Here is a 21,003-nt window from a genome sequence, read left to right as displayed (position 1 = left end):
ATGTATAGAAAGACAACCCTTTATTTAATTCTATTCTGTTTAGTCGCCTTCTCAGCATGCAGCCATGCAGAAAGCCGTATGGATAGTAGAGATTTGCTGGATAACATTTTATATCGTTTTGCTAATACATCTTCTATGTGGAGCCAAACTATTTTGAGCTATGCCCGTTATCTTTTTTGGTCGCTGGCCTTAATTAGTATGGTATGGACTTATGGTCTTATGGCGTTGCGTAAAGCAGATATTCAAGAATTTATGGCAGAAACCATACGTTTTTTTATGGTAATCGGATTTTTCTATTGGATTTTAGATAATGGGCCTGCACTTGCAACAGCTATCATCGATTCCATGCGCCAGCTTGCGGCAAAAGCCTCTGGTATGAATGAACATGTCTCGCCTTCTGATATTGTGGATGTGGGTTTTGATATTGTCTCAAAAGCCATTGACAGCTCATCAATCTGGTCTCCAGCCGCTACTACTGTGGGATTGATTGTTGCGGGACTTATTTTGATTATATTGGCATTAGTCAGTATTAATATGCTCATTATTCTAATTACGGCCTGGATTTTAACGTATGGCGGCATCATTTTATTAGGTTTTGGCGGCGGACGTTGGACGCAAGGCATTGCGATTAACTACTACAAAACAGTATTAGGTATTGCATTACAGGCATTTGCCATGATTTTGATTATTGGCATCGGAAAGTCCTTTGTAGATCAATACTATGCGGCAATGTCATCCAATATCATGCTGAAAGAAATGTTTGTCATGCTGGTGGTTGCCGTACTTCTGCTGGTTCTCATTAATAAAATTCCACCGGCTCTATCAGGCATTATATTAGGTGGTGGCTCGGGTGGCAGCGGTATTGGTATTGGAGGCGCAATGGGCGCTGCTAGTATTGCTGGCGCTGCTATGACAGGAGCAACAAGTGCTGCCATGATGCAAAGTGCTGGTGGATTGTCTGCGCTTCATGCCGCTTTTAAGGCTGCGGGTCAAACGCTTAGCTCAAGCGATACAGGCTCTGTTGCCAGTGTTAATTCAAGTTCAAAAACTGGCGGCTTAGCAGCGGCTCTGGGCCAAGCATCCAAATTTGCTGGCTCTTTTAGCTCACATTTAGCATCTGGTGCTATGGATGTTGCCCGTGAGAAAAGTGGCAGCATAAAAGCGTCATTTACAAATAGAATCGCTGATACGGCTGGCGGAAAGATAGCTGATGCAATCCAAAGTAAGGCTGGCAAATTAGCATCTGAATCTCAAGAGACAGACTCGCAAACTGTCGTATCGATGGGTGCTCCAGAAGGAAGCTTTAGCCGAGGTGATGAAACCTTGGACGAAGTTAGCCAGTTTGTTAATCGAAAGGCATCGGGAGGGACACAATGAGTCCAAGCCAGCCCAATAAAGCCATTGGCCCTCAAGTAGGAAAAAAAAATCATAGCAGAACAAACAGCCCTCTTGCCTCCTTAGTGCTGGGCTCACTTTTAATTAGCATGCAAATAGGTACTCAATTTATAGCGCATCAGTTTCATTATGCTAATGGCCTGGGTTTTTCATTGTCTCACATTTATATGCCTTGGCAGGTGTTTTGGTGGGATAGGAAGTTTCATCAATATTATCCTAATTATTTTAATGCAGCCTCTGGCATGATGGTTATGAGTGGCTGTGTATTGTTAATGATCGTTGTGTTAGTTAGTAAGTATTTTAAAAAGGAGAGTGTTAGCGAGTACCTACATGGCTCAGCTAGATGGGCCAACATAGAGGATTTAAAAAATGCCAGCCTAATTGGACATGATGAAGGCGTCTATGTTGGGGCTTTTGAAGATGAGCGGGGAGAAATTCATTATTTGCGCCATAATGGGCCTGAGCATGTTTTAACGTATGCACCGACACGTTCAGGTAAAGGGGTAGGACTTGTTATTCCCACGCTTTTATCCTGGAAACAGTCTTGCGTCATTACAGACTTAAAAGGTGAACTTTGGGCAATGACCGCTGGCTGGCGACAAAAGCATGCCTTTAATAAAGTCATTCGTTTTGAACCCGCAACACTAAAAGGTGGCGCTCGTTGGAATCCACTTGATGAAATCAGAGTTGGCACGGAATCCGAAGTGGGTGATGTACAAAATCTTGCAACACTTGTGATTGATCCTGACGGTAAAGGCCTTTTAACTCATTGGCAGAAAACCTCGCAAGCGCTTTTAGTTGGTTTTATTCTGCATGCAATTTACAAATTGAAAAGTCAGGGCGAACCCGCTACATTTCCTAATATTGATAAGATGCTGGTTGATCCTAATATTAATATTGCTGATTTGCTAATTGAAATGACACAATATCCGCATATTGAGGGTAAAACGCATCCTGTCATCAGTGCTTCTGCCCGCGATATGATAGACCGGCCTGAAGAAGAGGCTGGCTCCGTTTTATCAACTTTGAAATCTTATCTGGCTTTATACCGTGATCCTGTGGTGGCTTATAATGTATCGGCCTCGGATTTTTGCATTAGAGATCTAATGAATCATGAAAGTCCAGTAAGTCTTTATATTGTAACTCAGCCTAATGACAAGGTAAGACTACAGCCGCTGGTTCGAGTAATGATCAACATGGTGGTACGGCTTCTGGCTGATAAAATGGAATTTGAGCGCGTGCCTGATAATAATGGGTTTTCTTATATTAGAGCTAAAAAAAATTATAAGCATCGGCTGCTTTGTATGATTGATGAATTTCCAAGTCTTGGAAAGCTCGATATTCTTCAGGAATCCTTGGCTTTTGTTGCTGGTTATGGCTTAAAGTTCTATCTAATTTGCCAGGATATTAATCAGCTTAAAAGCCGTGAGAATGGCTATGGACCTGATGAAACAATTACATCTAACTGTCATATTCAAAATGCTTATCCTCCTAACAGGGTAGAAACAGCAGAGCACCTCTCCAAATTAACTGGCCAAACGACTATTGTTAAAGAACATATCACTACCAGCGGCAAACGATTTTCAACATTTTTAACACAAATGTCCAAAACTGTTCAGGAGGTATCTCGACCCCTTTTAACAGTTGATGAGTGTCTGCGCATGCCCGGGCCTAAGAAGGACGCCAATGGATTTATTGTTGAAGCTGGTGATATGGTCATTTATGCAGCGGGCTTTCCTGCTATTTATGGCAAACAGCCCCTTTATTTCAAAGATCCTACCTTTATAGTACGAGCCTCCATCGAAGCGCCAAAACACTCGGATCTTTTGCGCCTTCGTTTAAGTGAGGAGGAGATAATCAAACTATGAAAAAGCTGTCGGTCATTATTGCTATTTTCCTGATGAGTTTTATTTTTATAGGGTTTCTTTTGGCAGCTATGGGACTTCGAGTAAACCTTACTGGATCTATCCCTATCGGTCTGTATCGCATTACAAACGCTGAAAACATTAAAAATGCTTATGTGATTTTTTGTCCTGATGACAGGAAAGCTTTTAATTTGGCAATGAATAGAGGTTATATAGATCAGGGGCTTTATTGTGGTGGCTATGGATATTTAATGAAAAAAGTAGTGGGCATATCTAATGATATAATCTCAGTTACTTCTGAAGGAGTTTTTGTAAATCAAACACTTATTCCTTTTTCACAACCAAAGTTAAACGATGGTATGAATCGGACGCTGCCCCAATGGCGTCCTATAAATTATCACCTAAAAGAAAATGAAGTGATGACTATGACCAGCCAAAATGAATGGTCTTTTGACGGTCGATACTACGGACCTATTCACAGAGGGCAAATCAAGGGAGTGATCACACCTATATGGGTAAAATCTAATATGGAGAAAAAGCATGTATAAACAAACTGAATTAATAGATGTGGTTACTGAAAAGCTGGGTAAGTATAGTAAGTTCTCTGCCATGTTGTCTCTCTAGAATTGAAAATTAATTTTAACAGCTATTTTTAGAAAACCAAAAGTCTAACCTCATGTTTATTTTGCGCTAAAAGGTTAGAATAGGCATCTTTTAAATCTGAATTTAAAATTCAAATTTAGATTTAATCTGAGAAAACGCTTACACTTATAAAATATAGCTATTGATAGGACTTTAGCTTCACTTACCACAGAAGATACAGTTAATATTTTGAGAGCAATCAGTGGCCAAATTGTTATCTTTTTTAGTCATAGATTCATCTTTATCTGCACGTGTTATCATGCGTTGGCATTTTACTGCTTTGGATTATCATTTAGACATGGCCTGGAATCTTGAATCAGCACAAGACCGAGTCAGCATGAAACACTATGACTTTATTTTAATGGACATCGATTTAAAGGAAGTCTACTTAATTGATGAGTTTAAGAAGAGCTCGCCTCTTAACAAGGAATCCCAGGTTATTTATTTAGCTTCTTCTCAAGCAAAAACAGTGATTAAACCTGGTGAGAAAAAAGTGTTAGTTCTTCCTAAGCCGTTGACAAAAAACGACACCCTGAAAATGATTGATTATTTAAAAACAGTTAATGAGTCAAGGAAATAGCCTTTTATATTTCGTAGATAGGGTCTATTTTTAAAAAGACTTTAATTTAAAAATAAACAAGGAGCGTTTATGCTTAAGAAAACACTGATTGCAAGTTCTCTTGCGCTTTCAATGGTTATTCCTACTATTAGCTTGGCTGAAGATAATTGTCCTTGCAAGTCAGGCCCAATGTCACAATGCCAATCCATGATGGATAAAATGATGATGGATAAATTAGGTAAAAAAGACAATCAATATGATAAGCGCTTTATTGATTTAATGATTCCTCATCATGAAGCAGCCATTATGATGGCAAAAGATGCATTAAACAATGCAATACATCCCGAAATTAAAGACATGGCACAAAAAATTATTGACACCCAGCAAAAAGAAATTGAGCAATTAAAGGCATGGCGTTCGCAATGGTATGGCAATGAACAATCAAGCGAGCAATCTAGTGAGCAAGCAAACGATAAGTCTAAAGGACAATCTACTGATAATCATATGTCTCATTAACCCTTAAAGTAAGGAGAATGACATGTCACACCAACAGTATGAAGCATGCATTAAAGCATGTCAGGCTTGCGCATTAGAATGCGAGCATTGTGCAGCTGCGTGCAGCCAAGAAGATAATTGCAAAGAGATGGCTCAGTGCATAGCGCTTGACCACGATTGCGCAGCAATTTGTGCAATGGCTGTAGAAATGATGGCGAGAGGCTCTGGGTTTGCGAAAGAGGTTTGCCGTTTATGCGCTCAAATTTGTCGCGCTTGTGGTGATGAGTGCAGCAAACATGAGCACATGGAACATTGCAAGCGCTGTGCAGAAGCGTGCTATCAATGTGCAGAAGAATGTGAAAGGATGGCTTCTTAATTTAAATGTTAAGCGCCATTGTATTTATGACAATGGCGTTTAGAATTCAGGTTAGATATAAAATATTCATCTAATGTCAGCAAACAAAAGTACAAAAACATTTAGCATTTAAAGCAACCACTTTCATTGTTTTCTTTTATCGCCTGCACTCGTAAGCCATACCTTCTAAACTATGAGTGTCAACTGAATGTGTTTGGGGGTTGCCCGTATACGTTGCTTTGTCCTTAGTAATTAATAACGTATTACCACCTAACTCGGCTGTTTTATTTTTTAGCATATTTACTTCATCTTGATATAAATGCTCATGCGACTGATAAGCTTGACTTACACCATTTACATCTGAAGCCATTATCTTGCCTAAGTTTTTACAATGTTTAATTGCCGCACCTGATTGAGCAACAGTAACTTGTTGTGCTTCAGGCAGTAGCGCTGCATTATTGCTGCAACTAACTAGAGCAAGCAATATAACAGGTAGAGCACCGTAAACGATTCTTTTCATTTAATTAACACTCCTTTTTATTTAAGTTCCCTCGTCTGCTTAGACTACCTTGATAACAAGACTTCATTTAAATGGGAAACTTAGAGGTCTTAGGTAGCTATCCCAGAATACATTTAGTGTTGCATGGTTAAAATAGGCGCCTTAACACCTGCATAACTAACAATAGTCATCATGCCATTTTCTTGATGATAAAGCATATGGCAATGCATCATCCAGTTACCTGGATTATCCGTATCAAATACGACTTTCACACTTGAATTTGGTAATACTAAAACCGTATCATGCAAAAGACCTTCGTTGATTTTTTTACCATCAATTTCGGTTACTTCAAACACATGGCCATGTAAGTGCATGGGATGAGCCATCATAGTTTTATTGTTAAAGATCATTTCCACACGTTTATTTTCATCAACCTTCAATGGTTTAATTTCAGGCCACTTCTGATTATTAATCGTCCAAACATAACGCATCATATCGCCTTCTAGATTGACAGTTAACCTCTGCCCTGGCGTTTTTTGCGCTAAAGGCTTTAGGGCTTTAAACTGAAATTCTTGGTCGTAATTGAGCGCCCCTGCCTGCCTAGATGCTTGTTCTTTAAGTAAGGGAATAGACGCTTTTGGTGTTGCTAAAATAAGCCCTGTTTGCAGGGTTGTCCCCTCCCCTTGTGCAAGAATGGGGTAAGCATTTTCGCCAGCAGGAATAGTGACCATCACATCAAGGCGCTGGCCTACTGCCAGCTGAAACTGATTAGCGTTTACAGGTTTAATCAGCTCGCCATCAAGGGCAATGGCTTTTCCTTTAAGCTGCCCTGTGTTTAAAAAGAAGTTAGTCATGGCAGAGCCTGCAATAAAGCGCAGCCGAATGTTTTCGCCGGGCTTAACTCTAACAACCTCAGGATTTTTTAAGGTTCGATAATTGGTTAAAAAAGCATCATAAGCTACGTCAACTAAATCAGGGGCGGATGGTTTCATAGGCATAGCCATCGCGCCTTGATGATGCATGTGTGTCATTTGCCCCTTTTTTAATTCAGCAAAAATCACTTCAGGTTTTTTATAACTAAAGTCACCTATGAAAAAAATGACCTCTTTGCTGTTTACGGTTTCGGCAGGGTCTTCAATAATTAAAGGGGCTGATAAAAATTGTTGAACTTGTAAGTCATGATGTGAATGCATCCAATAGGTGCCTGATTGCTTAAGTTTAAAACGATAATGGTATTCACCACCAGGCAAAATGGGTTTTTGGGTGACATAAGGCACGCCATCTTGATTATTAGGCACAACTAAACCATGCCAATGTAATACAGTAGGCTTGTCAGTTTGATTTTTAACCACTGCTTCAAACATCTGCCCTTTAATCCCGCGATAACCCCATGTCCCATCAGGTTGTTCAATGCGAAACACATCTGCCGTCTTGCCATTAACATCAAGCGTCTTTTTCTTAATCAGAAGCACAACAGGTGCTTTGGCCTGATTAGGTGAAGCGCTTGGCGCTGCAAACAATGGGTTTAAGGCCGCCGTACTGAGTAGGGTGGCGCTTAAAACAATAAATAATTTCATAATCCATTAATCCTTATCCATTAATCCTTAACGAACATCATCTTTATAAAAGGCACGCAACTGGCTTAAGAGTTTTTGTAATTTAGTCCAATTGGCAACAGTGCCTTCTTTGTCATTAGCATCGCCTGTTTTATCAAGACGAGTCGCTAATTGATTTACGAAACCCAAGGTATCTTGCACCGTTTGTCTTTGCTCTTCTGATAAGCGTTCACTTAAAGGTGGTAAGGCGTGGGTTAAATCACGAATAGCAAAGGCATGGTCATGAATTGAGGTAAGCTTATTGTCTTTTATGGCTTGATTGATTGAAGCGCCATGCGCATCAATAGCCTTCCAAATAGCAGGTATCGTCTTAGGTATTGCTACTTTAGGCGTCTCACTAGTTCCTGCAAAAAGTGCTAAGGAGGGGCCCCAAATAAAAAGGCCAAGAATAAGGCTTACATAGCTAGAAAAATTAGATTTTAATCGATTTCGTTTCATGTTGCTTCTCCTGATGGTGTGGGCTCTAAAGATTTTTTTCGCTCTCGCCTTTTTTCGAGCAGATTATAGACGGTAGGAACAACAACCATATTAAGGAGTGTTGAGCTTAATAAACCACCTAACAACACTTGCGCTAAAGGGCGCTCTAACTCCTTGCCTGCAGGTGAGCCCCACAGTAAGGGAAAGAGCCCTAAGGCGGTGGTTGCTGCTGTCATTAAAACAGGGACAAGTCTATCTAGCGTGCCGTCAATAACCACTTGCTCGCGGGTTTTACCTTGTAGGTGGAGCTGATTGTAGTGACTCACTAAAATAATGCCATTGCGCGCTGCAATCCCAAATAGAGTAATAAAGCCAATCATCGCCGCAATACTCATCTCACCACTGACTAAGTAAAGTGAAATCACCCCCCCGATTAAAGCCAGTGGAAGATTAAACATCACAAGAAGCGCTTCTCTAAAAGTGCCAAATGCTTTATGAAGCAAAATAAGCATAATAAATATCACTAAAATGCTAAAGATTAAAATGACATTAGAGGCGTGTTGCTGACTTTCAAACTGACCGCCGTATTGGATAAAGTAGCCTGCTGGCAGTTTGAGTTGTTGCCCAACTTTACTTTTTACATCTTCTATTACACTGCCTAAATCACGGCCTTGTACATTAAAAGAAACCACCAGCAAACGTCCGGCATTCTCACGGTTAATGGAAAAGGGTTGCGGCTCTAATGTGATATCAGCAACTGCACGCAAAGGAATTTGAGCGCTTCCTCCTTTTGCCTCATCATGAGCATCAATAAGCATGTTTTTGATGTCTTTTATACTGTCGCGACCTGTTTTATCCATCCGCAGAAATAAGTCAAACGTTTGTTGCCCTTCTAAAACGCTTGATACCGTCACCCCATTAAGAAGGACTTGTACGTCTTCTGAAATTTGTCCAACATTAACCCCATAGCGAGCCGCGCGTTCCCGGTCAATTTTAATAACCAATTGTGGCACTTTAATTTGCTGCTCTTTATTGACATCGACCACCCCTGGAATCGTTTTTAACAAGGCTTCAAGGGTTTGGCCCAACTCGTTTAAAGTCGTTAAATTATCGCCAAACACTTTGACCGCCACTTGCGCGCGCACACCCGACAAGACCTCATCCATGCGATGGGCAATAAATTGCCCAACGTTAAACACGGCTCCCGGAAGATTGGCTAAATCGGCACGAATTTTCCCTAATAATTCATCAGGAAGCATGGTGCGGTCTTTATCAAAATCAAGTCGCACATCAAATTCACTGACATTAGGCGGCAGCGCATCTTCATCAAGCTCACTGCGCCCTGCGCGTTGAGCAATGGAAATCACTTGCGGATAGCGCAATAACATAGTTTGCACTTGCCGACCTAGGCGCATGGACTCCTCAAGCGTGGTACCAGGCAAGGTACTCATGGTCACAATAAAATTACCTTCATGAAACTCAGGCAAAAAGGACGTACCAAAAAAAGGCAGCAAAGACAACGTAAAGAGAAATGCTGCCAAAGCTAGCATGATTACGGTTTTACTATGGGCCAAAGACCAATGCAAAATGGTTAAGAAATGACTTTTTAGCCATAGGACAAAGCGAGTTTCCGACTCAACTGATTGCGTATTTGATTGCTCTAAGGTAGCCGAAGACCTATGCTCGGATAGGGCATGTAGGTTAAGTGCTTTATCATTTATTTTTTCTTGATGGCGAACCAATAAGAGATAACAAAGTGCAGGTACCATGGTAATAGACACGACAAGAGAGCCTAAGACGGATGCAATGTAGGCAATAGCAAGTGGGCTAAAAATACGCTCTGCAATCCCTGATAAAAAGAAAATAGGTAAAAAGACCAAACAAACAATAATTGTGGCATAAACAACAGAGCTTCTAATTTCAAGTACGGCTTCAAAAACCACAGCCATAGCAGGTTGAGGATAAAATGCCTCACGATTAACTCTTAAGCGGTGTACGACGTTTTCCACCGTGATAATTGCATCATCAACCACCTCCCCAATGGCAATGGCCATGCCGCCTAAGGTCATGGTATTAATGCCAATACCGAAATAGTGCAAAACCAATAAACCAATGATAAAAGACAGGGGCATCGATAAAAACGTAATGAAAGAGGCCCGCCAGTTCATCAAGAAAACAAAAAGGACAACGATGACAATAAGTGCGCCTTCAAGAAGGGCTCGCGTTAAATTATAAATTGCCGATTCAATAAAATTCGCTTGCCGAAAGACGGCTGTTTTTAATTCAACACCAGGCGGAAGCGCCTTTCTAATACTCTCTAGTGTCTGCTCCACTTTAGCCGTTGTCGTGACCGTGTCTGCACCATAGGCTTTGGAAACTGTGCCAATCACGGCAGATTTGGTATTAAAAGCACCATCACCACGCTTTATCTCACCACCAAAGGTGACATTGGCAACATTGCCTACCGTAATAGGTATGCCCTTTCGGGTCGTAATGAGCGTTTTTTTAATGTCTTCAAGGGATTGTATGCGTCCACGTGTTGCCACCACAAATTCAGTGCCTGCTTGATGGACAAAGGCGCCGGGGACATTTTGATTGGCTGTGGTTAACGCTTGGCGGACATCCTCAATGGTAATGCGATATGCAAGAAGTCGCTCAGGAAGTAATCGTACTTGATATTGTTTAACTTCACCACCGATGGAAACCACTGATGCCACGCCACCTAAAGCAAGGAGTCGTGGTCTAATTGTCCAATCTGAAAGCGTGCGCAATGCTTCAGGGCTTAGTGTATCACTGATTAAGGCATATTTCACAAGCCACCCTACAGCGGAAATAACAGGAAGCATGACAGGTGGATTAATGCCGGGTGGAAGCCTGCTGCTGACTTGTTGTATACGCTCATTGACTAACTGTCGATTCCTAAAAATATCCGTTTTATCATCAAACACGACCGTAATGGTGGACAAACCGACAGACGTTCTAGAGCGCACAGCAGCCACCCCGGGGGTGCCATTAATAGCACTTTCTAAAGGATAGGTAATTAACGTTTCTACATCCTGAGTGGCCATGCCAGGTGCTTCGGTTTGCACAACCACCTGGGGTGGCGCAAACTCAGGAAAAACATCAAGCGGCATCTGTTTTAAGTTATACCCCCCTAATAAGCAAAGGACAAGGGTTAAAGCGAGCACTAAAAAGCGATTATGAAGTGACCAAGCGATTAAGTGGGTAAACATTAATGGGACTCCTCATGACCAGATTTAGGCTTCCCACCGCCACTGATGGATAATGTGTATAATTGGCGAGCCCCTTGTATCACCACTTCATCACCCGGCACTAAACCTGCTTTAATTTCGGTGTATTTATCATCGCTTGCGCCTAGGCTAACCTGAGTTCGCTCATAGTGCGTACCTGACTTTACAAAAACAAACGTTTCATTTTCTGCTTCAAGTAACGCGTTATTAGGAACAACTAGCGCAGCTTTTGTAAAACGCAACACGACCTTGGCACGCACAAACATGCCTGGTTTTAATAAATCGTTCTTATTTGTTAGGCTAATTCGGACATTAATACTGCGAGTGATGGGATCTAAATTAGGCTCAATAAGGATAACTTTGCCAAGGAAAGTCTCTTTTGGGTAGCTTAATGCATGTATTTGAACAGCCTGACCTACTTTGACTTGTCCTAAGTCTTCCTCATAGACTTGAGCTACTATCAATAGCTGTTCGCGGTTGCTGATATGAAAGAGCACGGTATTTGGCTCTACCGCTTGGCCAAGATTCACATTACGTGCATCAATAATACCTGTCATCGGGGCTTTAACAGCAACACTGGGTGGTGGGTCTCCTATTAAGCGGGATTGCACGGTAGCTAACGTTTGCCCTTTGGTTACTTTATCCCCTAAATTAACCACAATATCGGTGACAGCGCCGCTAATTCGCACACTTACATCGGCCTGAAGATTAGGTAGCACCTGAACTTGACCATTTAGCGTCAAAAATTCTGCCATAGGACGCTGGCTTACTTCAGCCACGCGAATGCCAAGCAGGGTTGATTGTTTAGAGGTCAACGTGACCGATTGAGCAGGCCCTGCGGTATCGACCTCAATTTCTTCACCATGCGCTAAAAGAAGAGCGGTATAAAAAAAAGCGCCTGTAAAAAGGATAAGGCTAAAATATCGCAAAACCACGTGTCCATTTATCATTTTGTACATTCCTTTGCAGAAGCTAAGTAAGCGCAAAAATCACTACCACTACTTACGCCAATTGCCGTACATAACGCCACATACGATTGAAAGTATTTTTCTACCGTTGTTAAATAAGCCGTTTGTAAATCGTTTTGTTGGCGTTGAACTTGTAACACATTAAGCAGTGACATTTGACCCTTTTGGTAGGCGTCCCGAGCAAGTTTCACATTAGCAAGCCCTAAGCGAAGTGAAGTCGCCTTGGTGTGCAAAAGACTACTTTTAAGCACGTTCACTTGACTAAAACTGCTGACAACTTCTGTTTCAATCGCAAGGTTAAGCGCATTCATTGCCATGAGTGCTTGTGTTTTTGTTGCACCCGCTTCCAAAACCCGTCCTTGATTACCATTAAAAAGGGGGAGCGGCACAGATAAAGAAACCGTTAATGCCTTATCTGCTTCCTGCGGTGGTGCGCCCTCAACTACAATTTTATCTTTTTCTACCCCAACCCCTAGTGTCCAATCGGCAAAACGCTCCGCAAGCGCTAAATTTCTTTGAGCTTCTGCAAGCTTGACTGCCAAGAGAAGACTCTGTCTATCTGGGCGGTATCGAAGCGCTTTATTAATCAAGTCAGCTAACTTAGGTTGTGCCGTTGGCAGTAGAATGGCTTTTTTTATCCGTAAAGGCGAGGTCGGTTTTCTACCAATAAGCTGATTTAAGGTCGCATATTGGCTAACTAATTGGCTTTTTAAAAGGGCTTGGTCTTGCTCAATTCGCGCATACTCCATGCGCGCTGCATTATCATCAAGCTCTGAAATTTCCGCCGCATGATAACGATTATGGCTCACACGCACTAGCACTTGATTCAGGCGGCGCAAATAATTTAATTGCTGCATGCGGTTTTCAGCCACAACCAACGCATAGAAAGCTGTGGCTACTTTTGCGCTAACCTGCCTTGCTGTTTCGCGAAGCTCAGCTTGCGCACGTGCTAGCTCAATGCAAGCAAGGGCTTTTTGCCTGGCAAGGCGACCTGAAACAGGTAGTGGCTGATTGATGAGTACACTGCGAGTATACTCCCCCTCATCTTTAAAAAATCGGTCATCCGTATTGGTTAGCTCCAAGCTTGGGTTAGGCCAAAGCCCTGCTTGAATGAGGCGACCCTTGGCCATCGCAATGGTAAAACGCGCCGCTCGTAAGTCTTTATTTTGCGAAAGCGCTAATCGATTTAGCTCAGTTAAGCCTAGAGGTGGCTCTGCATAAGCCATTGCTGAACAAAGAGTTAATCCCCAAGCCATAAGAAGCAATCTTAACTTAAACCTGCGACTCGTTTTAAACATTCATTCATCCCTGTTAAACTCAAAATGAGAAATTTTAAGCCTCTGTTACCTCTTATTTACGTTAAGTGTTTGCGAAGACGAAGTGCATTAATAATCACAGACACTGAACTTAACGCCATGGCAGCCCCTGCAAGCATGGGATTTAGGAGTAAACCTAGGACAGGATAGAGCACCCCTGCAGCTATGGGCACGCCAAGCGCATTATAAATAAAGGCAAAGAAAAGATTTTGATGGATATTTTTGACCGTTTGTTGCGATAACTCATAAGCCACTACAAGCTGACTTAAGTCACCTGTAAGGAGCGTCATGCCAGCACTTTCAATTGCCACGTCACTTCCGGTGCCCATGGCAAGTCCAATATCGGCTTTTGCCAACGCTATTGCATCATTAACCCCATCGCCTGCCATAGCGACTATCTTCCCCTCTTGCTGTAACTGGCCAATCAGTTTACTTTTTTCATCCGGAAGCACTTCGGCAATCACGTTTTGAATGCCGACTTGTTTAGCCACCGCGTTCGCTGTTATCTCGTTATCACCTGTAAGCATAATCACCTCAATGCCTTTCTTCCTGAGTGATGCGACTGCCTTGCAACTTGTGTCTTTGACAGGGTCAGTGACAATAAACACGCCTGCCAATTGCTTGTCTACGGCTAAATATAAAAGTGTTGCACCTTCTTTTTGTGCGTTTAAAGCCTCTTTAGGCACATCATCTAGCTTAACCGATAACCAGTGTCGATTGCCAATGGCAACCGTCTGCCCCTTGATTTGCGCCTGAGCGCCTTTGCCGGTGACGGCCATAAAGTCAGTGGCGTCAATAAAAGACAGTTTTCGTGCCCGGGCTTCACTTCGAATGGCTTTTGCTAACGGATGTTCGCTATGGTGCTCTAAGGATGCGGCAAGCCTTAACAAGGTTTCTTCTTGCCAAGTCCCAATGGGGATAATCTTTGTTAAGACAGGGTGACCTTTGGTCAAGGTGCCTGTTTTATCCACCACAAGTGTTGTCATTTGTCGCAAGCGCTCAAGGGAGGCGGCGTCTTTAATTAAAATGCCACGTCTTGCGCCTTCGCCAATACCAACCATAATGGACATCGGTGTGGCGAGCCCTAATGCACAGGGACAGGCAATAATCAGCACGGAGATTGCCGCCATCAGTGCAAAACCTAAAGTAGGCTGTGGGCCTACAAAAAGCCAGACAATAAACGCGATAACCGCGATAAGGAGAACAACCGGCACAAACCAAGCGGATACCTTATCAGCTAATCGTTGAATGGGGGCCTGACTGCGTTGGGCATCACTGACTTGCATAATAATGCGAGCCAGTAACGTGTCTTTACCAATGAGAGCAGCCCTCATGATAAAACTTCCCTCTTGATTTAATGTACCCCCAATGACTTTTTGACCCGGCTCTTTAATAACGGGCATAGGCTCACCGGTTAGCATGGATTCATCCACATGGCTCTGCCCACTCATGACCTCACCGTCCACTGGAATTTTTTCACCAGGGCGTACCCTTAATTTATCACCAACGTTAACAGCCTCAAGTGAAATCTCTTCTTCCTGCCGATGTTCATTTAATCGGCGCGCCGTGGTGGGTTTAAGATGAAGCAGTGCCCTAATAGCATCCCCCGTGCGCTCTCGCGCTTTGAGTTCCAACACTTGGCCTAGAAGAACCAAGGTTGTAATCACAGCCGCTGCCTCAAAATAGACAGGCAGCATACCTTCTTTAAAGGCTGCGGGAAGCAATTGGGGAAATAAACTAACCCCGACACTGTAAACCCAGGCAACCCCTGTCCCTATGGCAATTAAGGTAAACATATTTAAATGACGCGTTCGAATCGACTGCCACCCTCGCACGAAAAAAGGCCAACCGCAAACCCAAACCACAAAGGTAGCAAGGAGTGCTTGCGTCCAAAGAGAAACGTAGTAGGGTATATAAGACGTTAGCCAATGCTCACCCATCGCGAGCACCACCACAGGAATACTAGCAAGGCAGGCAAGAATAAAGCGCCAAAACATATCATAGTATTCATGATTTTTTTGTGCCTCTAATGTTATTTCTTCAGGCTCAAGCGCCATACCACAAATAGGACATGTGCCTGGCTTCTCTTGCCGTATTTGAGGATGCATGGGGCAGGTATAAATAACATTTGAGGAAGCAGGTCGAAAGTCAACCTCTTTTTCAGGTTGCGCACAGCAACTGTGCGCTTTTGTGTCATGTTGCACATTGTGTTTAGCAGTCATAACTCACCTCAATCATATTTTTTAAGAAGAGTCATAATTTCATCCATTTTTTCTTGTCTTGACTCTTGACTGCCATGGCAAGCAGCCTCGTTTAAGCAATTTAAAACATGGCGCTCAAGCACACTAAGCTCAATTGTTTTTAATGCATTACGGCTAGCGCGCAGTTGCGATAGGATATCGACACAATAACGATTTTCCTCAATCATGCGTTTAATCCCTTCAAGTTGGCCAATGGCACGATTTAAGCGTGATAATTCATTATAGTGGTCTGGATGTTTTGCCATGCGATTTCTCCAATATACCCCTATAGGTATATACCCCATAGGGTATTTTGTCAAATTACCGCACGCTTTACTTGGTCAAAGAAAGCTTAATTTTGTTAAAAAAGTAATATCATCATAATTTAGAGCTACCGTTAACTGCTTTAAAAGAAACTAGTTGCGGTCGCATTTATCAGGAAAAAATTTCTGATGCAAAAAAAATATAGCTCTGAATTAGAACGATTTATTAACCAGTTACGCCCTAACGATATAATGATTGTTTGGAAATTAAATCGATTAGTCAAATCAACCCACCATTTATTTGAATTAGTACTTTTGGGACTTTTTCTTTATTCTAAAAACCTTCCATCGCACATTGTTATCAGGTTGGAGTCTTTGCCGCTCCAGCTTATCATGTGCATTACCCTGCAGTAGCACTTTACTTCTTCTGGCGAGCTGAACCATATTGAGTTCGGACAGGTCTCGCAAGCTGTTTTGACCTTCGGCTGGCGGGCCTTGTCTAAGGCTGATAACGTTGGGCTTCGCTCTAAAATTTTGCTGTCTTCTTTCTCTATGGGCTGCTCTAATAATCTCATTGCTTCTTGAAGTTCCTCTTCCATCATTAAATCGTTGTGATCGTTCATCGTTTATCTCCTGTTTTGAAGTCATTCTTATACGCTGAGTTTCCATATCTGGGTCAGCAAACGTGATTGAGATATTATGTTTGACAGTAATCTCAAGAATAACTTTTTTAAAAAGGGGTGAGCCATTCACTTGGATACAGTTATCATATTTCTGTTTTGCCATTTCAATAGCTTTTTTTAAGGTGGGGACAGAAGCACCTTTATAAATTTTGATTTCTTTTCCACTATCTCTGATGACACCCTTATCTGTCTTATAAATCTGGGTTCCTTCTTTGGTAACAGAGTCAATTTGCTCAATATTGGCAGAGGAAAAAACAGTTCCATTTCCTGATAACGTATAGTCATTTTTATTTTTTCGATTACGATAACGTAAGGCTGTTAAGGCATCTTGATCGCCTTCCTGTGCTTTTTGGCGTAGCCAATCAGCCCAGGTTTTATTTTGATGCTTATCTATTAAGTGGCTACGTGCTTTTGCGTAATTTTCCTGTAGTTGAGTAATATCCTTAATAAGGGTTTTGCTAATTTTTTGATAAAGATATCTTTTGTTTATCCTGGAAATCTTCATTAATTTAAAAGCCGCTCGCTTCATTCGTCCTCGTTTTTTGGCTTTTGCAATGAGCAGGATTTTAGCTTCGCGTAGCTGTTTAAGCTGTTTTGTAAGAAAGATTTTATTGCGTGCTTTTTCATGCTGATATCGTGTATAAAGTTCAGAACCAAGCACATTTTTATTTAATGGTTCATAACGATATACATTAGATGTAGGGGCGGTATTTTCTAAGGGCGATGAGGCAAACGCGCCAAGTTTGGTCTCAAGATTTTTTTTAGAAAAATTTCTGGAAATTGAGCTGGCTTTAACAGTAAGTCCTTGATGGTTGCAAAAAACAAATCCATTTGCTCTGACCTGCATTGCCAAGCCGTGTTCTGCCAGTATGTTGTGGATTTCTATCCAGCTATTAGCCGCAGCAATTTTTTCTTTGCAATGCTGCTTCATCCAGTTAATCAGGCTTTCAATGCCTGAATGTTGTTCCATATCATCGGCAAGGTTTTCTGAGCGACTTTTGCGAGTCTGATGATTAGTTTTTTTAAGCCCAAATTCAATTTCTAACTTAGTCCCAATCTCAGCAAATGTCTTATATGCTCTAAAAGGTTCAACCATATTAAAAGTAATAGGATTGATTTTATTGATGGCAACATGGATATGGAGATTATCCGTGTCGTGATGAACGACGCTAATTCTTTGATGTTCTTTAAATCCTATCGCTGCTACTACTCGTTCTTCTATGCCCTGTAAAGCGGCATTTGAAAGAATTTCACCTGGCGCAAAGGATATCAACATATGATAAGTTTTATCATTTTTAGCTCGCTGGTTTTTAGCTTGTGTTGCTAATACTTCTTGAACAGCCCAAATGGGTTCATCACTATTACAGTTTGATATACTTATCCTACCCACACGCACCATTTTGTTTTGTTCATCACAAAGGTATTGGACAAGGCTAGAAAAACTACTCAGTCTTGCTGCCTTCATCGGGATGTGTCGAATAATCATAGCTTCTTAACCACTTCCAACAGTACTTTCTGAGTCATTTGGATGCGGTTTAACAAAGTTCTTATTTTTTGACGATCAAAATGTGCAACGCGTTTGTCATGACTAAGCCATAATTTTAGCAAGCCCCCAAGTCTTCCTAGATCGGCATTAATTTTAGACAACTCCAACACATAATCTTTATCAATCGCACTATAGATTTGATAGCCTAAGCTAACTCGTCTTAAGTATTCAGCAATAGAAAGGCCTGCAGTATCTGCATTAGATTTAATTTGAATTTCTTCGTTGGGAAGGACTGGAACACGAAGATGACGGCCATTTTTTCTGGTAGGTGTTTTAAACTTATTGTCCATAAGGATGCTGACCTCTTAACAAAGTGGTTATGCAATCCTTTGGGTATCAAATTTTTAGCTCAAAGCGCAGGACTTCCGTTGAGCACCGAAGGTGCGAATAAGGCTTGTGGGAGTTTGATGACCAGCTTGCTGGTTAGCTAACTTCACCTATCTTGCCCTGCTTTTCAAGTTCACTTGGCTTCATACTATCAGGTAATTTTATGTAATTTCAAGGTTATTTTGTGAAAATCCTTATTAATTACGTTTAATTACCAATAATTACGGTAAACTGAATATTTATCCGTTTAACGAGAAGTTTAATTACGCTAAAATGAAAAAAATTAACATAATATATTGTAGAGTAACGCAATATTTCATAACATCAGAAAGAATAATAATAAATTGACGGTATGACATGGGAAACTCCCTCAGCGAACGAATCGCAGCAAAGCAGATGGAAAAGAAAGTCTCTGATAAATCTGTAAATAAAGCCGCTTTTCTTGCCCTAAAAAAAGATATAGCTTCAGCGCTGGCTGACGGCTGGTCAATAAAGCTTGTCTGGGAAACCTTAGTTGAGGAAGGTAAAATCTCATTTTCATATAAAACATTTTGTGGCTATGTAGCACGTTTGATTGCTGCAGAAAAAAAGTCGTCTATGCAGGAAAAAACCAAGGAAGATGAAAAGGCTAAAAGTAAAGCAAAAACTGAAATTCGCGGCTTTACTTTTAATCCAAAACCCAACTTGGAGGAACTCTTGTAATGGCAAAAATACATATCACTCTGCAGGGCAAAGGGGGTGTCGGCAAATCGTTTATTTCAGCAACAACGGCGCAATATAAACACCATAAAGGCCAAGCCCCACTGTGTATTGATACCGACCCTATCAATTCAACCTTTTATGGCTTTAAGGCACTTAACGTCGATCATATTCAAGTTATGAGCGGTGATGAAATCAACCCTCGTCTTTTTGATGCTCTCATCGAAAAAATTGCCTCAACAACTCATGATGTAGTTATTGACAACGGTGCCAGTTTTTTTGTACCACTATCTCATTACCTCATCAACAACCAGGTTCCAGCTTTATTAAAGGAATTAGGTCATGAAATGGTGATGCATACTGTCATTACCGGCGGCCAAGCCTTATTCGATACTATTAATGGCTTTGCGCAGCTAGTTAATCAGTTCTCTAATGAAGCGCAGTTTGTTGTCTGGCTTAATCCCTATTGGGGAGCCATAGAGCATGAAGGAAAAACATTTGAACAACTAAAAGCCTACCGTGATAACAAAGACAAAATATCAGCCTTAATTCAAATTCCTGATCTGAAAAAAGAAACTTACGGTCGAGATCTAACTGAAATGCTGCAACAAAAATTAACTTTTGATGAAGTCTTGGATACGCCAGAAAAAAGTATCATGACTCGCCAACGCTTAAAAATTGTTCGCGACCAGCTATTCAACCAGTTAGATACTGCCATGGTGATCTGATGTCAGATAAATTTGATGAAGCTATTCAAGAGATTGCCCTTAAGCACGGTGTGGTCTTAAGCAAGGATGATCCTATACTCGTCCTTCAGACCATGAACGAAAGATTGATTGAAGAAAATCGACAGGCACAAGTGGCGATGTTGGCAAAGTTCAGAGAAGAAATAGAAGATATTGCCTCTCAATGGAAGGATGACGCTAAGGATAAAGCTGAAAAAGTTCTTAATTCAGCATTAGAAGGTAGTAAAGAAGTCATGGCTAGATTACTACAAGAAACTAATAGCCACTTTGCTCAGACTATAAAGATAACATTATCCGAAACTCTAATGGAAACTCATACTTTAGCGAAACAGGCTCGAAAATATAACCTGTCTGTATTGTTATATTCCACAACCATTTTGATTGGAGGTTGTTTGTTTATATTATTTTATTTTTAATCATAAGAACTAAGTGGAATCAGTGTCAAGGCCGCACGGAGTGCGCCGAAGGTTTAGCCTTGACACTGATGGAGCGGCCCAAGCCTGAGCTTAAAGGGTGGTTTTAAGCACAGCGTAAACCATCCGGCAAATAACTGAAAGGCATAGAACTTACAGATACGAAAACAATTTAATTACCTGTTTGATTAAATCAAATATTTTCGTGTTATATAAACATTTTTCCGTTATGTGATATAGGCTAAGTAAAATGACAAAAACACATCTTGATGAGACTGAAGTAACCTTATTGAAATCTTGTTTACATAATCCTAATTTATCTTGGCAAGCCAAAGGACTTTATGCTTATATTCTTAGCACGAAAGACTGTAATATAAGGATTTCGCATTTAGTTAAACAGTCAAAAAACGGCCGTGATTCAACAAGAAGAGTTATGAATGAATTAAAAAATAATGGGTACATTTTAACTGGCTCGCTTCGCGATCCAGATAGCGGCCAATTTAGCGGCTATGCCTATATTACTCATAGTATCCCTGAGCTGATAGATGATAACTCAATATAACATATAAATGCTTGATTAATTTAAGTTTATTAAATTATATCAATGATGCTCAAATTTTATTGCCTAAGTAAAATAATAAACCTATAATCAACTCCTGTTATAGATCACTTTCGAAAGGAAATATTATGAAAGAGTTTTACATTGAT

Annotated in this window: 20 protein-coding genes; 10 read left to right on the top strand and 10 right to left on the bottom strand. The window is 41.2% G+C overall.

What is annotated here, in order from left to right:
- The 6 genes from trbL (at position 1) to DYH30_RS01125 (ending at position 5,332) form a co-directional block, all read left to right on the top strand.
- A complete protein-coding gene (gene trbL, locus DYH30_RS01150; RefSeq protein WP_115329731.1) occupies positions 1–1,377 on the top strand; it encodes a P-type conjugative transfer protein TrbL in 1,377 nt (458 codons plus the stop codon).
- Positions 1,374–3,263, top strand: coding sequence for a type IV secretory system conjugative DNA transfer family protein (locus tag DYH30_RS01145; RefSeq protein ID WP_115329729.1), 1,890 nt, complete (start codon positions 1,374–1,376; stop codon positions 3,261–3,263). Before trbL ends, DYH30_RS01145 begins: the two co-directional genes overlap by 4 nt.
- On the top strand, positions 3,260–3,808 hold the full coding sequence (traF, locus tag DYH30_RS01140; protein WP_115329727.1) for a conjugative transfer signal peptidase TraF: 549 nt from the start codon (positions 3,260–3,262) through the stop codon (positions 3,806–3,808). Before DYH30_RS01145 ends, traF begins: the two co-directional genes overlap by 4 nt.
- A 296-nt stretch (positions 3,809–4,104) precedes the next feature.
- Positions 4,105–4,482, top strand: coding sequence for a hypothetical protein (locus tag DYH30_RS01135; protein WP_115329725.1), 378 nt, complete (start codon positions 4,105–4,107; stop codon positions 4,480–4,482).
- A 69-nt stretch (positions 4,483–4,551) separates the two neighbouring features.
- Positions 4,552–4,977 carry a DUF305 domain-containing protein gene (locus tag DYH30_RS01130; RefSeq protein WP_115329723.1) on the top strand — a complete coding sequence of 142 codons (426 nt, stop codon included), beginning with the start codon at positions 4,552–4,554 and terminating at the stop codon, positions 4,975–4,977.
- A gap of 22 nt (positions 4,978–4,999) precedes the next feature.
- The gene (locus DYH30_RS01125; RefSeq protein ID WP_115329721.1) at positions 5,000–5,332 is read left to right on the top strand and encodes a four-helix bundle copper-binding protein; all 333 of its coding nucleotides are present in this window, start codon (positions 5,000–5,002) and stop codon (positions 5,330–5,332) included.
- Positions 5,333–5,468: 136 nt separating this feature from the next.
- Here the strand turns inward: DYH30_RS01125 and DYH30_RS01120 are convergent, their stop codons facing one another.
- The 10 genes from DYH30_RS01120 to traJ form a co-directional block, all read right to left on the bottom strand.
- Positions 5,469–5,831, bottom strand: a complete 363-nt coding sequence (locus DYH30_RS01120; protein ID WP_115329719.1) for a DUF4156 domain-containing protein — start codon at positions 5,829–5,831, stop codon at positions 5,469–5,471.
- Between the two features lie 113 nt (positions 5,832–5,944).
- On the bottom strand, positions 5,945–7,387 hold the full coding sequence (locus DYH30_RS01115) for a multicopper oxidase family protein (protein WP_115329717.1): 1,443 nt from the start codon (positions 7,385–7,387) through the stop codon (positions 5,945–5,947).
- A gap of 27 nt (positions 7,388–7,414) precedes the next feature.
- Positions 7,415–7,864: a transporter gene (locus DYH30_RS01110; RefSeq protein ID WP_115329715.1), complete on the bottom strand. Its 450-nt coding sequence runs from the start codon at positions 7,862–7,864 to the stop codon at positions 7,415–7,417.
- Positions 7,861–11,076, bottom strand: a complete 3,216-nt coding sequence (locus tag DYH30_RS01105; RefSeq protein ID WP_115329713.1) for an efflux RND transporter permease subunit — start codon at positions 11,074–11,076, stop codon at positions 7,861–7,863. The genes DYH30_RS01110 and DYH30_RS01105 overlap by 4 nt, the downstream gene beginning before the upstream one ends.
- Positions 11,076–12,044: an efflux RND transporter periplasmic adaptor subunit gene (locus DYH30_RS01100; RefSeq protein WP_115329711.1), complete on the bottom strand. Its 969-nt coding sequence runs from the start codon at positions 12,042–12,044 to the stop codon at positions 11,076–11,078. The genes DYH30_RS01105 and DYH30_RS01100 overlap by 1 nt, the downstream gene beginning before the upstream one ends.
- Positions 12,041–13,360, bottom strand: coding sequence for a TolC family protein (locus tag DYH30_RS01095; RefSeq protein WP_242604797.1), 1,320 nt, complete (start codon positions 13,358–13,360; stop codon positions 12,041–12,043). The genes DYH30_RS01100 and DYH30_RS01095 overlap by 4 nt, the downstream gene beginning before the upstream one ends.
- A gap of 56 nt (positions 13,361–13,416) precedes the next feature.
- The gene (locus DYH30_RS01090) at positions 13,417–15,600 is read right to left on the bottom strand and encodes a copper-transporting P-type ATPase (RefSeq protein ID WP_115329709.1); all 2,184 of its coding nucleotides are present in this window, start codon (positions 15,598–15,600) and stop codon (positions 13,417–13,419) included.
- 8 nt (positions 15,601–15,608) lie between these two features.
- Positions 15,609–15,884: a metal-sensitive transcriptional regulator gene (locus tag DYH30_RS01085; RefSeq protein WP_115329707.1), complete on the bottom strand. Its 276-nt coding sequence runs from the start codon at positions 15,882–15,884 to the stop codon at positions 15,609–15,611.
- Between the two features lie 303 nt (positions 15,885–16,187).
- A complete protein-coding gene (gene traI, locus DYH30_RS01080; RefSeq protein WP_115329705.1) occupies positions 16,188–18,050 on the bottom strand; it encodes a TraI/MobA(P) family conjugative relaxase in 1,863 nt (620 codons plus the stop codon).
- Positions 18,047–18,400, bottom strand: a complete 354-nt coding sequence (gene traJ, locus DYH30_RS01075; protein ID WP_115329703.1) for a conjugal transfer transcriptional regulator TraJ — start codon at positions 18,398–18,400, stop codon at positions 18,047–18,049. The genes traI and traJ overlap by 4 nt, the downstream gene beginning before the upstream one ends.
- Before the next feature lie 394 nt (positions 18,401–18,794).
- Between traJ and DYH30_RS01070 the strand changes: the two genes are divergently transcribed.
- The 4 genes from DYH30_RS01070 (at position 18,795) to DYH30_RS01055 (ending at position 20,857) form a co-directional block, all read left to right on the top strand.
- Positions 18,795–19,139, top strand: a complete 345-nt coding sequence (locus DYH30_RS01070; protein ID WP_115329702.1) for a TraK family protein — start codon at positions 18,795–18,797, stop codon at positions 19,137–19,139.
- Entirely contained in the window at positions 19,139–19,864 is a 726-nt protein-coding gene (locus DYH30_RS01065) for an ArsA-related P-loop ATPase (RefSeq protein ID WP_115329700.1), read from the top strand. The genes DYH30_RS01070 and DYH30_RS01065 overlap by 1 nt, the downstream gene beginning before the upstream one ends.
- On the top strand, positions 19,864–20,298 hold the full coding sequence (locus DYH30_RS01060) for a conjugal transfer protein TraM (RefSeq protein ID WP_115329698.1): 435 nt from the start codon (positions 19,864–19,866) through the stop codon (positions 20,296–20,298). Before DYH30_RS01065 ends, DYH30_RS01060 begins: the two co-directional genes overlap by 1 nt.
- Before the next feature lie 247 nt (positions 20,299–20,545).
- Positions 20,546–20,857, top strand: a complete 312-nt coding sequence (locus DYH30_RS01055; protein ID WP_115329696.1) for a hypothetical protein — start codon at positions 20,546–20,548, stop codon at positions 20,855–20,857.
- Positions 20,858–21,003: the final 146 nt, after the last annotated feature.

Origin of the sequence: Legionella busanensis, from assembly GCF_900461525.1 — a bacterium.
GTDB lineage: Bacteria > Pseudomonadota > Gammaproteobacteria > Legionellales > Legionellaceae > Legionella_C > Legionella_C busanensis.
Note: the sequence above shows the minus strand (reverse complement) of the source record. Positions and strands in the feature narration are given on the sequence as shown.